General features: G+C 38.9%; 8 protein-coding genes. 1 reads left to right on the forward strand and 7 read right to left on the reverse strand.

Annotated elements, in window-relative coordinates:
• Positions 1 to 279 precede the first annotated feature (279 nt).
• The 7 genes from CBW18_RS17020 to CBW18_RS17050 form a co-directional block, all read right to left on the reverse strand.
• Positions 280 to 1,419 carry a M28 family metallopeptidase gene (locus CBW18_RS17020; RefSeq protein ID WP_088302527.1) on the reverse strand — a complete coding sequence of 380 codons (1,140 nt, stop codon included), beginning with the start codon at positions 1,417 to 1,419 and terminating at the stop codon, positions 280 to 282.
• 147 nt (positions 1,420 to 1,566) lie between these two features.
• Complete coding sequence (locus CBW18_RS17025; protein WP_140418702.1) at positions 1,567 to 2,487, reverse strand: DUF6607 family protein; 921 nt, start codon at positions 2,485 to 2,487, stop codon at positions 1,567 to 1,569.
• Positions 2,488 to 2,504: 17 nt separating this feature from the next.
• The gene (locus tag CBW18_RS17030) at positions 2,505 to 3,710 is read right to left on the reverse strand and encodes a PepSY domain-containing protein (RefSeq protein WP_088302529.1); all 1,206 of its coding nucleotides are present in this window, start codon (positions 3,708 to 3,710) and stop codon (positions 2,505 to 2,507) included.
• Positions 3,711 to 3,779: 69 nt separating this feature from the next.
• The gene (locus tag CBW18_RS17035; RefSeq protein WP_088302530.1) at positions 3,780 to 4,490 is read right to left on the reverse strand and encodes a DUF4198 domain-containing protein; all 711 of its coding nucleotides are present in this window, start codon (positions 4,488 to 4,490) and stop codon (positions 3,780 to 3,782) included.
• Positions 4,491 to 4,553: 63 nt separating this feature from the next.
• Positions 4,554 to 6,965: a TonB-dependent receptor gene (locus CBW18_RS17040; protein ID WP_088302531.1), complete on the reverse strand. Its 2,412-nt coding sequence runs from the start codon at positions 6,963 to 6,965 to the stop codon at positions 4,554 to 4,556.
• A gap of 11 nt (positions 6,966 to 6,976) precedes the next feature.
• Positions 6,977 to 9,388: a TonB-dependent receptor gene (locus CBW18_RS17045; RefSeq protein WP_088302532.1), complete on the reverse strand. Its 2,412-nt coding sequence runs from the start codon at positions 9,386 to 9,388 to the stop codon at positions 6,977 to 6,979.
• Between the two features lie 263 nt (positions 9,389 to 9,651).
• Positions 9,652 to 10,347 carry a DUF4397 domain-containing protein gene (locus CBW18_RS17050; protein WP_172406560.1) on the reverse strand — a complete coding sequence of 232 codons (696 nt, stop codon included), beginning with the start codon at positions 10,345 to 10,347 and terminating at the stop codon, positions 9,652 to 9,654.
• 482 nt (positions 10,348 to 10,829) lie between these two features.
• Between CBW18_RS17050 and CBW18_RS17055 the strand changes: the two genes are divergently transcribed.
• A complete protein-coding gene (locus CBW18_RS17055) occupies positions 10,830 to 14,039 on the forward strand; it encodes a SusC/RagA family TonB-linked outer membrane protein (protein WP_088302534.1) in 3,210 nt (1,069 codons plus the stop codon).
• The last annotated feature ends 6 nt before the right edge of the window (positions 14,040 to 14,045 follow it).

The raw sequence follows: 14,045 nt of genomic DNA on the forward strand, positions 1-14,045 counted from the left end.
TATTGATGCCACTTTAAAAAATGTGATGAAGGTCTTATAAAATGTGACGGACATCCAAAACCAGCATTTTTGCTTTACATGTTAAAAATGAATACAATCAACAAAACAACTAAAAATTTAGTTAAACATAAGGTTAATCCCGAACAGATTTGAAATGGCGCAAAAAAGTTACAGATGCATTGTGTATGATATTCTTCTTTTTATACTGATTTTCAGTTTAGAAAAATCTTTAGGCTGACTTATTTTAATGGATATACGAAGTTGAACCTGCGCATTTTCTTATTCCATGATCCTTTGATTGAACCCAACAATCAGCTTAAATAAATCATGGTATTCAGTTAAGGGTAAGGTTTCAGCTCTGTCGAAAATATCATGATAAGCCGAAGGACCACCCTGTGTGTAAATGAAGAAGGCCGGAACACCTTTTTCAGTGAAAAAGTAATGATCGCTGTTTGCCGCTTTTCCTCTTGAATTAATTTTGCTGATTAATTTTTGCTCCTGATTAATTTCATTTAACAAAGAAAATGCTTTAGGATAAACACTTGCATTTACGACAGTCATTCCGCTTTCTCCTGTTCCAACTAAATCCAGGTTAATCAGAAACTTAATTTTGCTTAAGGGAATTGGTGGGTTTTCAACGAAGTAGCGCGAACCAAGCAAACCGGCTTCTTCACCTGCAAAACAGATGAACCCTATGGAGTAGGGCTGAGGATGTGCTTTGTAATATTTTGCCAGGCTTAGTAAAGTAGCCACACCTGCAGCATTATCATTGGCTCCTGGAAAATAGGTATCAGCACCCATTCCACCAAGGTGATCATAATGTGCCGTGATGATCAACATGGAATCGGGTTGTTTGGTTCCTTTAATCCATCCGCAAATATTGGATGCCCTGAAGTTTTCAATAAATTTGTTTTCTATATCGACACTAATCTCCCTTGGTATTTCTTTGAAATTTTTACGATTGATCTCGATGGTTGTTTCCTGCGCAACAGTTGTGGCTACAGACCAGGTTAACTTATCTTTTAATTGAATACGCAGGTTTGGATGTGCGATGAAATTTAAGCTGTCAACTTTTTCCAAACTTCCTTTTTGTTTGACGCCGGCGCTTTCATTGTTAACGATAAAGTCTCTACCAGGCATAAGCTTTTTACCGTTAATGGCTACAAACATTTTACCAGGAAAAGTATTTACGGGATAAGCGAATTCTTGCTTAAAGTCTGTTCCCATAGGTAGCAAGCCTATGTTTTTATATGCGGCTAATAAGAAATCTGCAGTTTTCTTCATGCCATCTTTGGTGTAGCCACGCCCCCAGAAGGACGCAGATGCTAAGGTGTTAACCATCTTACGCACGTAAAGAGAATCCTGTGCGAAGCAGGCGATGTTGGACAACATTAAAAACAGCGTGAAGATCTTTTTCATAAAAAAGGATGAAGTGTAAAGCTAAGCGGAAATTGTTGTTAAATGATAAATTCGGTAAATATGCTTTTTAAATGCTAAACAAAATCCATGCAAAAAGCCATTCAATTTTGAAATCGAATGGCTTTTGTAAATATGGTTTTAGCCATGCTACTTTGCTAAATAGGGTTGCAGTGCCACTTTTATCTTTTCTTTATTTTGAACTGAAGTCCATTTATCTGTAATGGATTGATCACCTAATGCAAATAGTACTTCATATAATAATTTGTCATTTACTTTGGTTTTAACTTTGAAATCAGCTGGCGAGGTTTTAGTTAAATCTGTCCATACCTCACGAACATCAGCCCAATATGTTTTTTGGTTATCCCACCATTTCTGGGCATATTCAAATTTCTTTGGATCGATTTTAGTAAATTCTTCATATCCTTTTTCTATAGCCAGCAACTGGTCACCTTTCGGCGTACGCAAAACTTTTTTATTGTCTTGCTCAAACATCCAGCCCTCTTTTGTAATATAAATTCTGCTGCCACGATTTAAAACATTATAGTCATTCCGAACGGTTGATTCCCTTCTTGGAAGTGGCGAATCTGTTTCGCTTTGCCAGGCATCATGACCGCCAACATGGCTCCAGGTTCCATAACCCTGGTAACGTGGACTATCATCTACCTGGTAAACCTTTTGCGTCCATTTCCCTTTTACCTGAGCAGGCGTTAAGGTTGTTTTCTTCCAGGAATTATCCTGTGTATAAAGCATAATATCAGTATCCTCATAGGTCCAGTCCTGGCGCCAGTGTTTAATTACCGTAGAATCATTAATGGCTAACATATGTTGAATCACGATGCGTTTAGGCTCATCAACAATGATTTCTGCCCATTCATTTCCATGGCTCCGGTAAGGCTTGCTAAACTGATATTCCGTGTTTGGGGCAGTAATTTCTGCATAATTGAAATTTACCTTATAGAAACCTGCTAGTGATTTAATGGCTTTTCTATCTTGCTCAAATTTATCCTGAGCCTGGACATTAGCTGTTATGAGTACAATCAATACGGCTAAGAAATTTAGATTTTTCATTTTATAAAGGTTAAGGTTTACTGATCCGCCAGGGCGGGATTTTTCTTTTTTTTCTTTTTCCCCCACCAGATGATGAAACCTGTAATGGGTAAACTTGCGGCAATGAAGCTGGCAAAAAAGGCCATGATTTTTCCAGGCAAGCCCAATATTGCACCCACGTGGATATCGTAATTCATTCCGATGAGTGCTTCGCCGGCATTTTTATCACGTTGGTTTTTGCGATGCAACAATTTTCCTGTATACTGATCAAACTGTAAAACATCAAAATTCCAATACGTTTCAGTACCATGATAGCCGGTGGCATAAATGGTGTTGGTTCCGCCTGGCACTGCAGGCGACATACCGATCCGGTCAAAATCTTTAAATGTCTGTTTTGCTTTTTCAAAAGCGATATCGAAGGGATTTGCTGTGATTTTTTTTGTAGCATCCGACTTCACATCAGCCTGTACCGGAGGGGTAATGCTTCTGGAAGCAACCACATATACCGTGGTTTGGAACCATTTAAAAGCCCAAACCATGCCGGTAAGCGCCAGCATCAGGCAAATGATCATCACATAAAAACCCAGTACGTTATGTAAATCATAATTTACCCTTTTAAACTTTGCACGCCATTTGATTTTGAAACTTTTATCAAAATTGGATTTTTTAAGGTTTTTGGGCCACCACATCACCATTCCGGAAATCAGTAGAAATACAAAAATGAAAGTAGCCCAACCAATAATCTGCTGACCAATGGGATGATTCATTAGAAAACTCCAATGGAGCATTTTAACGATGGCAAAGAATTCATATTTGTGATCGGCAACCATTGTTACCTTTCCGGTATAAGGATTAACCAGTACCAGATCGTAATAGTCTATTGAATCAAAATACCAGAAAGCTTTGGGGTCTCCTGCTTTAAAAGTGCCAAATTCCCAGGCACGATCTGCTTCCTGGTAAGTAGAAATAAAGGAAATTTGTTTGTTGCCACCTAAAGCTTTCTCTGCTGTTTGTTTTAAAACACTAAGCGGAACAGTTTGCCTGTTAGCAGGCACATCAACAAAAATTTCTTTCCGATGAATCCATTCGGTGATTTCTTTTTGAAAAGCAAAAATACATCCGGTAATACCCAGATGAAAAACGACCAAACCCGAAGCAATTCCAAGCCACAAGTGTAGCCAATCGCTGATTTTTCGAATCCGGGATTTTGCTGGTTTTTTTTGGACTGGTTTGGTTGGTGCCATCAATATTGTAATAAATTAACCCATTGCAGGTTTTATGCTGCTAATGGGTTGTAAATGTTGCATTGGTTTTTAATTGATCTGGGTAGTATAAGTAACCAGGTGCCAAACTTTTTCATAATCTTTTCCATTCAGCTTTCCGGCAGTTTTATCTTCAGTAAATGCTTCAATGAAATAATTTCCTTTTGCTTCCGGCTTAAAGATGAATTTTCCGTCAGCATCAGTTTCTGTCGGAATAACTTTTCTCTCCGGATTAACCAGTGTTATTTTTTGTTTCGCAAAAGGCTTTTTGTCGTAAATAAGCTGATTAGTGGATGATTCGCCAACTTTTAGAACAGGTTGATCTGGCCTGATGGTTAATGCTGCATTAGCCGGAAAACCATTATTTAGTTTCTTGCCACCTATAGCAACATCGGCAAATGCATAGTACATTAATTTGCCTTTTTCATAAATATCTGCCACTTCGTGTACCACAGCTAATTTATAGGTTCCGCTTTGATCCGGGGTAAAACTGGCTTTGTAGAAATGTAAATCTGGCGAAGCCGTCAATACTTTTGTTGTTCCGTTTGGTGCAATTAACATCAGTTTAAAATCCTTTAAATTGCTGAACCATTTTGCGGTAGAGTCTGGTTCATTGGCTTCGTATTCTCCAAAAAAGATTTTTACTTCCTGAGCTTGACCTTTCTTCCCTGTTGATGCAGTTTCAATCCATAAAGCGTGTGAAAATGCCTGAGAAAGGCTGAAGGTGAAGAAAAAAAACAATAGTGATAATTTCGTTTTCATTGTATTTCGGTTTTAGGTAAAAGCAAGCAGAAACTATCTGACCAATTTCTGCTCGCAGATTTGTTAGAATTTATAGGCTACACTTACTCTGTAATTTCTTGGTGCTTCTGCCTGGTAGTAGTAAGCATTTAAAAATTGGTAATAAGAACCACTGTATAAATATTTATCCAGAATGTTAAATACATTTCCGGTGATTCTAAATTTCGAGCGTTCGTAAAACAATCCGCCATCTAACTTAAAGTAATTAGGTAATTTTTGTAAACCCACACTCCAGGTATCTGTTGCGCGGCCGGCCAGATAGGTAAAGCCAGCTGAAATTCCGGAACCCTTTAATGCCCCATCTTGCAAGGTATATGTTAACCATCCATTTGATACATGTTTAGCAAAACCCGGAACAACATCGCCCACATTAATACCGGTAACACCAGGTGTAACTTCGGTTACTTTAGAATCTGTGTAGGCGTAGTTGGCAATTAAAGTTAAACCATCCGTGATTTTACCCCTTAAGTCGAACTCGATACCCTGGGATCTTTTCTCGCCTAAAACAACACTAAAGTTCTCTCTTATCGGATTAGCCGGATCTGCTGGGTTATTAATTACGCCATTTGCAGGATCAGCAGTCAGTTCATTTTGTTTACGAATTCTATATACTGATAGCGTTGTATTCCATTTCCCATCAAACCAATCTTTCTTTATACCAATCTCATTATTGGTGCCGGTAATGGGTTCAACCTTACCACCGTTGCGGATTAAGCCACTTTGCGGCGTAAAGGCTTCATCATAAACGGCATAAACTGCCGTATTTTTATCGATGGATACACTTAAACCAACTCGTGGTGTAACTTTTTTGGCTGAATAGGCTTCGCCACCCCAGGCTGATTGATTCACATAAGTATAGCGGCCGGCTAATGTTAAACGTACTTTATTGTTGAAGAAACCAAGTTCGTCCTGTGCGTAGGCACTTAAATATTTTGAATCCATTAACCCGCCAGCGTTGATGGCTCTTTGTGTTAAGGGTGTTGTGCGATCAAAAACCGGATACCCATTTAAAGGGAAACCATAGTTTGGGTTATTTAAATCAAATGGAGCAGTTGGTAAATCTAAATTATGCGATTGACCCCAGTCTGCCATATAATTTTTCTTTCCACCGTCAAAGCCTGCTAAAATGCGGTGGTTAATGCCACCGGTTTTCACCTTTCCATTGATAAATAATTGAGCCAGTTTCATGCTGCTTTCGGCATCCCAAATGGCCACATTTCTAATGACTGTACTATTGGCATTCACGGCAGATGGCCACGAACTATAACCTACCTGGTTATACTTAAAATAGGCGGCCTGTGCGGTTAATTTCCAGTTATCGTCAAAATTGTGCTGCAGGTTTAAAAATATACTCTGGTCTTTGATACGTGTTGGCGGAACTCCAGGCTGCGTCATGGTAAGCTCCTGTGGATGCGTGGCATATCCATCCGGCGAGAAAATATAATATGATCCGACCTCAGTCATTTTTGCATTTTGAAAGGTATATTCGGCGGTTAATTTAGTGCGGTTTGTAATCTGATAACTTAATACCGGAGCAATGCTATAGCGATCATTTTGCTCATAAGGCCTGAAAGATCCTTTATTTTGTACCGCACCATTTAGCCTGAACAATAGTTTTCCATCATTCGTTAACTTGCGGTCGAAATCAATTGCAGTGCGGTACAGGTCATAACTCCCCAAGGTAAAGGAAACCTCCCCACGGTTAAAACCTGTTGGCTTTTTGGTCACTACATTATACATGCCACTTGGATCACCATTTCCGAGCATAAAACCTGCCGGACCTTTTACAAATTCAATATGATCAACAAAGCTCATGTCTTCTGTCAGGGGTCCCCAGAATGATGACACGACATTGAAACCATTTCTCATTGCCTGTATCTGGGATCCGCGCATGGTAATGTTGGTGTACATATCACCCCAATGCTCTATTCGGGTAGCACCACTCACATTTCTGATTAAACCATCGCTCATGCTAATGATTTGCTGGTCTTTGATCACCTGATCACTAACGGTTTGTATATTTTGAGGCGCTTCTAAAAGGGGTTCATTCAAACGCAGGGAGGCGGAAGGTAATCCTATTTTGTACCTGTTATTTTTACCGGCAATGGTTATCTCTTCCAGGGCCTGATCGGTTTCTACCAGTGTAAAGTTAACCACTTTATCTTCTCCGGCAGTGATTGTTATGGTTTGTTCTGATGCTTTAATGCCTACGGCAGAAGCCACAATAATATATGTTCCTGGTTTTACGCGATGAATGGTATAATTACCGGCATCATCTGAAGTGGTACCCTGCCCCTTATCCTTCAAACCTATGGTAATAAAGGGAGCAGGGCGACCATTTGAAGTGCTTACTTTTCCTTTAATAGTGGCCACTTGTTGTGCAGCAGTAATCAGACTGATCATCAGCATCACTGCTGTTAGTGTTAATAATCTCATTGAATTAAAAATTAGAATTTGTAAGTGATGTTTGCTACCAGATTTCTAGGCATTTGAGGTTCGATTGTTGTCCAGCCTTTATAATATCTCTTATCTGTGATATTGTCTAACTTAAGTCCGAGTCGATACTTATTCCTGTTATAAAAAACAGTGGTATTTAAAACGGTATATGACGGTAGCGTGAAAATCCCTGTAACAGCATTATTGGTAATTATATTTGTGCTGTTGTAATTGCCACCAAAACCAAGACCCAACCCTGTTAAACTTCCCTTACTAATGGTATAGCTGATCCAACCGTTAATCATGTTTTCCGGTCCCGCATCAACTGGTCTTCTGCCTTCTACAGATGGAGCGGCTTTAGTGAGCTTACTGTCAATATGGCTATAGCCGGCAACTACATTCAGGCCCGCTACCGGATTGGCATTTAAGCTGATTTCAATACCTTTATTTCTTTGCGTTCCGTCCTGAACACTGATGTTATAATTGGTTCCACCTCTGTTAATGGATTCAGCCCTGATAATGTTATCCACTTTGATGTCGAAATAACTTGCTGTAATATTGAGCTTGTTATGAAATAGATCAGCCTTAACACCACCTTCAATCTGATTGGCTTGCTGAGGTTTAAACGTGCCATTAATATCTGCCAATGGCTGAATAACAGGTGCCAGGTTTTTAAAACCATTCATGTAATTGGCAAATAATGCTACCTGATCTTTTACAATATTATATGTTAAACCAAACTTAGGCGATAACGCTGTTTGTAAATATTTACCTGTGGTTATGCCAGTCGAGATATCATAAGATCCTTTATTGTCAAACCGATCAACCCTTAAACTCAGCATTGCACCCAACTCATCAGTGATGTTTACCACATCTGATACATAGGCACTATATACTTTACTTAAAGTAGATGATTTTGCCGGGCCTGAGGCTGCGGCAATTTTAGCTTCTACAGCACTGCGGGTAATGCTGGCATAGTTTGCGGGTGTACCTACACTATTAACTAAATCAAACAATACATATGGAGAATTGCTGTTGTTTGTTTTTTGAGATAAATAATCCAACCCGATGACTACCCGGTTTCTGATACCACCGATTTTAAAATCTCCAATAAAATTTTGTTGAATATTAGCCCCGTTACTGGTTGAATTCTGGATGTTTATATACCTGGAAAGCACATTATCAGTAGCGCCGAGATACATGATGTACTGATAAAATCCGTCAGATTTACGGGTGTTCTGAGAGAAGTTTGTTTGAGCGACCCACTCATCAGAAATTTTATAGGTTACCTGGCCGCGAACATTGTTAGTAGGTGTTTTAACAGTTAAATCGTTACTGGTATAAGATTTTCCAAAGTCAAAGTTTAATTCATCCGGGGTGCGGGCAATCAATGGTCTGCTTCTGTTTAAGAAAACCATTAAAGGGTTGGTGCCTTCGTAGCTATAGAAATCGGCAGCTAAATTTAATTTTAATTTATCATTAACCCTGTACTCTAAAGCCGGAGAAAAAAAAGTTGATTTATTAAAACCTGCATCCTGCCAGCTATTTTGCTTGTTATATGCTGCGTTCATCCTAAACAGTAGGTTTTTAGCCTTATTCACCGGGCTGTAAACGTCGGCGGTTAACCTGTTTAAACCAAAGCTACCGGTATAATAAGAAACAGCGCCCCCGGTGGTATCCAACGGCTTTTTGGTCACTACGTTAATCAAGCCTCCAAAGCTGGTGAGTGCACCGCCATATAAAGCGCCGGCTGGTCCCTTTATCACTTCAACCGTTTCAATATTGGATGGATCAAGATCTCCGTTGGTTTGTCCGGCAATACCATCAATCATAGATACCTGCGTAACAAAACCACGAAGGTTATAATAAGCTGCACCATCGCCAGCTCTGCCGGTTGAGGTCCATAGTTTATCGATTCCGGGAGAATTTTTTAAGGCAGCGTTAAAATCTGTAGCGATTTGTTCTTCCATTAATTCCTTACTGATGGTGACATATACCTGAGGGTTTTCCAGGTTTTTTAAAGGCAGCTTAGCCACGTAATTGCTTGGTTTTGTAGCAAATTTATTCCGTTTATTACTGCTAATGTTCACCTCTTTAAGCTGGTCAGCATTTTCTCGCAGTACAAAATTTATGGTGAGCGGCTGACCTGAAGTTACGGTAATGTTTTTTTCCTCAGAACTTAAGCCCACACCTGAAGTGCGAATGATGTAGGTGCCGGGTTTAATACGGTCTAAAGTAAAGGAACCATCTTCGGCTGTGGTATTCCCGATGCCTTTTCCTTTAAGGCCAACAGAAATATAAGGGGCAGGCTTACCATCTGAAGTGGTTACTTTTCCACTGATGGTTGATGTTTGCTGAGCGAAAGTTGCTGAAGTAAAAGATAAAAGTAAAAGTATTAAATTGAAGAGTCTAAGTTTAAGCATGCTTATTTATTTGGATTAATTCTAAACAGCTGCAAAATAACGGTAGAAATAATTATAATCCAAATAATTTGTAATAATTCTAAATAAGAATAGCGTTCAAAAAGATGTTTGCTTTTTAAATTGCCGGTAGCCAGATTTTAAAAGCTGTTTTCAGCTGAGATTAACATTTCATCACTCGGAAATGATGAATCCTGAAGCTGATAAAAGTTGGTTTCCTGGTTACAACAGGATTGAAACCCAAAAAACCAACAAGGGTAAAAAGTTTATTTGATTTGGATTACCCTCAAGCTAAGTGGTCTTTCTGTATCATTGGCAGGCGAAACCAAACCTCCGGCAATAACATCATAGTGATATCCTGCGGCAAAGGAGCTGTTTTCAGAAACAGCTTTAACTGTTCCGGAACTGGTTTCTTTTAAATTCAGGGTAAATGTTCCGGGGTCGACAGCGATAAAACCACTGGCACTTTTATAAGGTTTGCCTGTTGCATAGCTATTTGTGCTGCCTGTTTTTACCAAATCCATAGCGGAAGCATCCGGAGCAAGATTGATGAAGCGAATGTATGCCTTGTCTGTGGAGGATATAGTTAAATCATCCGTTAAGGCTAACACTTCTAATGCAGCGGTTTTGTTGATCAGGTAAAAAGATTGATTAGTGCTGGCGGTTAAATTAAGGGCTTTAGTGAGTATACCTTCAGTTGAAGTGGCCGTTGTAAATTTTAAGGTATAGTTGCCAGAGGTTCTGGTAGTGTAAGAGGTTGATCCGGCAAATGGTAATGCAGCGGTATTCAGTAGCGTTTCATTCAGGTATACATTATAGGTGCCCAGTGTAGGCGAAATGTTAGTTACTCTTAAATTCGATAAGTTTGGATCAACAGTTTCGGTTTTTTTACAGGAAATAAATCCCATTGAAATGATAAGGGTTAAGAAGGAATAGTAACTCAGTTTTTTAAGGGTAAACATTTTCATTGGGTTTTAAATTTTGATTAATAAATGTAGTGTAAGGTTAAACGGCGACGGGTTAGGAAGCGCTACAATAGCACAAATATTGTGTTTTAATATCAGCAGTGATTGTTAAATCTTGTTAAGTGATGTTAATGATAACTGTCAGATTTTAACAGTTTTAGGATGCTGTAGAAATAATCTGCTCAATAAAAATAAATAGGAGGATGTTCAACATTGTTTTGATACAAAGTTTAAGTCATTCAAATGATAATGTTTAGGCCCTCAGTTTTATGGGTAAACGGCTTTTAAGCTACATCATCATGCGGAATAAGGAGCTATAAACGGGTTTATGTAGGTGATGAGTAATATTTTTAGTTAGCGCATGAGGCTAATGATTGGTTTTAGTTAAAATATGGTGTTTGTTGGGTAAAAAGGAATAAAAGACGCTGGTATAATACCATTACTTTTATTAAAAATCAAACATAACTAACTAACCGTCAATGGAAAAAACTTTTACAAGACATTTCTATCTGAAATTTCTATCTGCAACATTTTTTTATTTATTAATTCCCTGGCTGGCATTTGCCCAGCAAATAATAAAGGGAACCGTTTTAGATCAGAACGATAAACCCATTCCTGGGGTATCTATATTGGAAAAGGGAACAAAAAATGGTACTTCCACAAATGGGGATGGAAAGTTCGTATTAACTGTACAAAATAGTAAAGCAATACTTGTGGCAAGGATTGTGGGCTTCTTAACGGTAGAGAAACCTGTTACGGCAAATGCCATACTGAACTTTTCTTTACAAGACGACAATAAGATGCTTGATGAGGTGGTACTGATTGGTTATCAAAAAATTACCAGAAAAAAATCAACGGCCTCTATTTCCAGTATTTCCGGGAAAGAACTGGCTAATTTACCTGCTGCAAGTTTTGACCAATTGTTACAGGGCAGGCTTTCGGGCGTAAATGTTCAAAATTTTACCGGCCAGCCTGGAGTGTCACCAACTGTTTCGGTACGTGGTAACTCAACAGCGAGTACGAGCTACGATCAGTTTAATACCGTAAGAACGCCATTATATGTGGTTGATGGGGTGCCACAATCTTCAGATGACTTTGTGCCACCTGGTACAGGAACTGGTACAAACTATCTTGCAGGGATTAATCCGAACGACATTGAATCAATCGATGTGTTGAAAGATGCATCAGCAGCAGCTATTTATGGATCAAGAGCGGCAAATGGTGTAATTCTGATTACAACCAAAAAAGGTGTTAGCGGAGAAACCAGGGTTTCCTTAAGTAGTTATGTGGGTTTTGTGCAAAGGCCAGATCTGAGGGAAGCAACGATAGGCGCTACAGAACGCAGGCAAAAAATGGAAGTTTTGCAGCGTCAGCTTACTTACGACCAAAGAAGACAGTTGCCCTATTTGCTTACCGATAGTTTAAATCCGGCTTTTAACGGAAATACAGATTGGCAGGATTTATTTTATCAGGTGGGTAAGATTAATGATAATAACTTGAGTATAACCGGTGGATCGGACAACGGAATGACCTACCGTTTTAGTGGTGGTTATTATAATGAGCAGGGAATTATAAAGGGAACAGGATTTAAAAGGTATAGTTCGAGGATTAATTTAACGTCAAGGGCTTTGAATAAAAAGCTGATGATTAATCCACAATTTTACTACTCAAGCGCTGATCGGGCGAGAGGAAATGAAGATCCAGATGATCCGAACAAACCAACCAAAATTGGTGCTGGCAATCTGCCCTCGTCACTGATCAATTTGTCACCTGAGAAACTAGATTTTTTTGTAAGTCCTAACAGCGAAAACCTCGACAAAAACGTCAGTAATCAGTTTGGCATCAACTTAAATTTATCTTATGAGTTTAATAAGCATTTTACGCTAAACTCGCAGTCCTCATATACTTCAGACAATACCCGGAGAGATGCCAGCAGAAGTAGCCTGCTCAATAATAATTTTGGAAACAGCGCGACTAGTTTTTCTTCCAGTGGTATTGGTTTAAGAACTTCTAATTACCTAAACTACAATGGTACGCTTGGAAAGCATTCTTTTAGTGCTGTGGTAGGGCAGGATATAGAATACAATAAATATCAGAATACACAGGCTGCCGGATTTGGTGGTGCTTCTGATAACATACAAGTGGTAACGGGATTTCAGCAAGCCAATATTTTTGCTTTGTCGCAGTATCGGGCACATGGTTTAATTGCCTATTATGGTCGTTTTAACTATGACTACGATAGTAAATATTTGTTATCCGGAACACTCAGGACTGATGGTTCATCTGGTTTCGGCGAGAACAACAAATATGGTGTTTTCCCTTCGGTATCGGTAGGCTGGATATTATCCGAAGAAAATTTTATGAAAAACATCACTAATAATCCATTTACACTAGTGAAAATCAGGGGTAGTTACGGCGCTACCGGCAATGAAGATTTAAGGAATTCATACGTACAGTATAATAAATACCTGGTTAATAATGGTGGGTTTGAAGGTAATGGTGCTGTTAATGGTGTTCAATATGGACTCCCCGGTGCAACTTCATATAACGGCGTTACAGCAATAACTCCAAATTTTATTAACGGTGTGGCACAAAAAGATTTAAGCTGGGAAAAATCAACGCAATGGAATATCGGTACTGATCTTGAATTCCAAAATGGAAAATACGCACTTTCGTTTGATGTATACAATAAAGAGGTAAAGGATAAATTGTTTAATGTAGACTTGCCAGTTACTTCTGGTTATGATAACGCGTTTACCAATGCATTTTCTGTGCGCAATTCTGGTATGGAATTAACCTTTAACGCAACTCCAATCAGTAAAAAGATTAAATGGAATACCTCATTTAATATATCCTACAACAAAAACCAGATCATGAGCCTGCCTAACGGTGGCAGAGACATTGTATTGAGAGGTGACCGGTTTGATAAATCCCATATCCTTTCTGTCGGGAGCCCAATAAATGCATTTTACTTATATAGAACAAATGGGGTATTTTCGAGAACAAGTGATATCCCTGTTAATCCTTTCACAGGAGAATTGTACAAGAATACGAGTGGTACCTATGCAGCCGGTGAATTTTATCTGGCTGACCTTGACGGAGATGGTGTTATTGATGTTTTTAATGATGGAATTAATCCTGATAAAATGCCAGTCGGTGATCCCAATCCGCGTTTTACAGGTGGATGGACCAATAATTTCAGCTACAAAAATTTCTCGTTGAGCATTTTTGCAACATTTACATTTAAAAGAGATGTACTGAACTTATTTGATTCAGATCGTTTTGCTAATTCAACGTCTATTGATGCTGTATCAAATTTCGCAAATTTCTCCACCCCTGATTTAGACAGACTTAATATCTGGAGAAATCCTGGCGACAATGCTGAATACGCTAAATACGATTTGGGTAGTTACCACTATTATTATACAGGGGCACAAACTTTTTTCTTAGAAAAGGGTGGTTATTTGAGGATAAGAAGCATCAATATTGGCTACGACCTGAATGCCAGGACTTTAAAAAGATTGGGATTGAGCCAGCTTAAAATATTTGCGGTAGTTGACAATGTTCATATGTTCCAGCAATCTAAAAAACTGCCTGATGCGGAGGCTGTAAACGGATATGGCGAGTATAATGGAAATGGATACCCGATCCCTAGAAAATATACATTAGGCCTTCAAGTTCAATTTTAATACCAT

Source organism: Pedobacter sp. AJM (assembly GCF_002197755.1).
Taxonomy (GTDB): domain Bacteria; phylum Bacteroidota; class Bacteroidia; order Sphingobacteriales; family Sphingobacteriaceae; genus Pedobacter.

What these genes read in the sequence shown, in the direction of transcription:
- CBW18_RS17035 (WP_088302530.1), bottom strand. Translation starts at nt 4,490, where the DNA reads ATGAAAACGAAATTATCACTATTGTTTTTTTTCTTCACCTTCAGCCTT.
- CBW18_RS17055 (WP_088302534.1), top strand. Translation starts at nt 10,830, where the DNA reads ATGGAAAAAACTTTTACAAGACATTTCTATCTGAAATTTCTATCTGCA.
- CBW18_RS17045 (WP_088302532.1), bottom strand. Translation starts at nt 9,388, where the DNA reads ATGCTTAAACTTAGACTCTTCAATTTAATACTTTTACTTTTATCTTTT.
- CBW18_RS17030 (WP_088302529.1), bottom strand. Translation starts at nt 3,710, where the DNA reads ATGGCACCAACCAAACCAGTCCAAAAAAAACCAGCAAAATCCCGGATT.
- CBW18_RS17025 (WP_140418702.1), bottom strand. Translation starts at nt 2,487, where the DNA reads ATGAAAAATCTAAATTTCTTAGCCGTATTGATTGTACTCATAACAGCT.
- CBW18_RS17040 (WP_088302531.1), bottom strand. Translation starts at nt 6,965, where the DNA reads ATGAGATTATTAACACTAACAGCAGTGATGCTGATGATCAGTCTGATT.
- CBW18_RS17050 (WP_172406560.1), bottom strand. Translation starts at nt 10,347, where the DNA reads ATGTTTACCCTTAAAAAACTGAGTTACTATTCCTTCTTAACCCTTATC.
- CBW18_RS17020 (WP_088302527.1), bottom strand. Translation starts at nt 1,419, where the DNA reads ATGAAAAAGATCTTCACGCTGTTTTTAATGTTGTCCAACATCGCCTGC.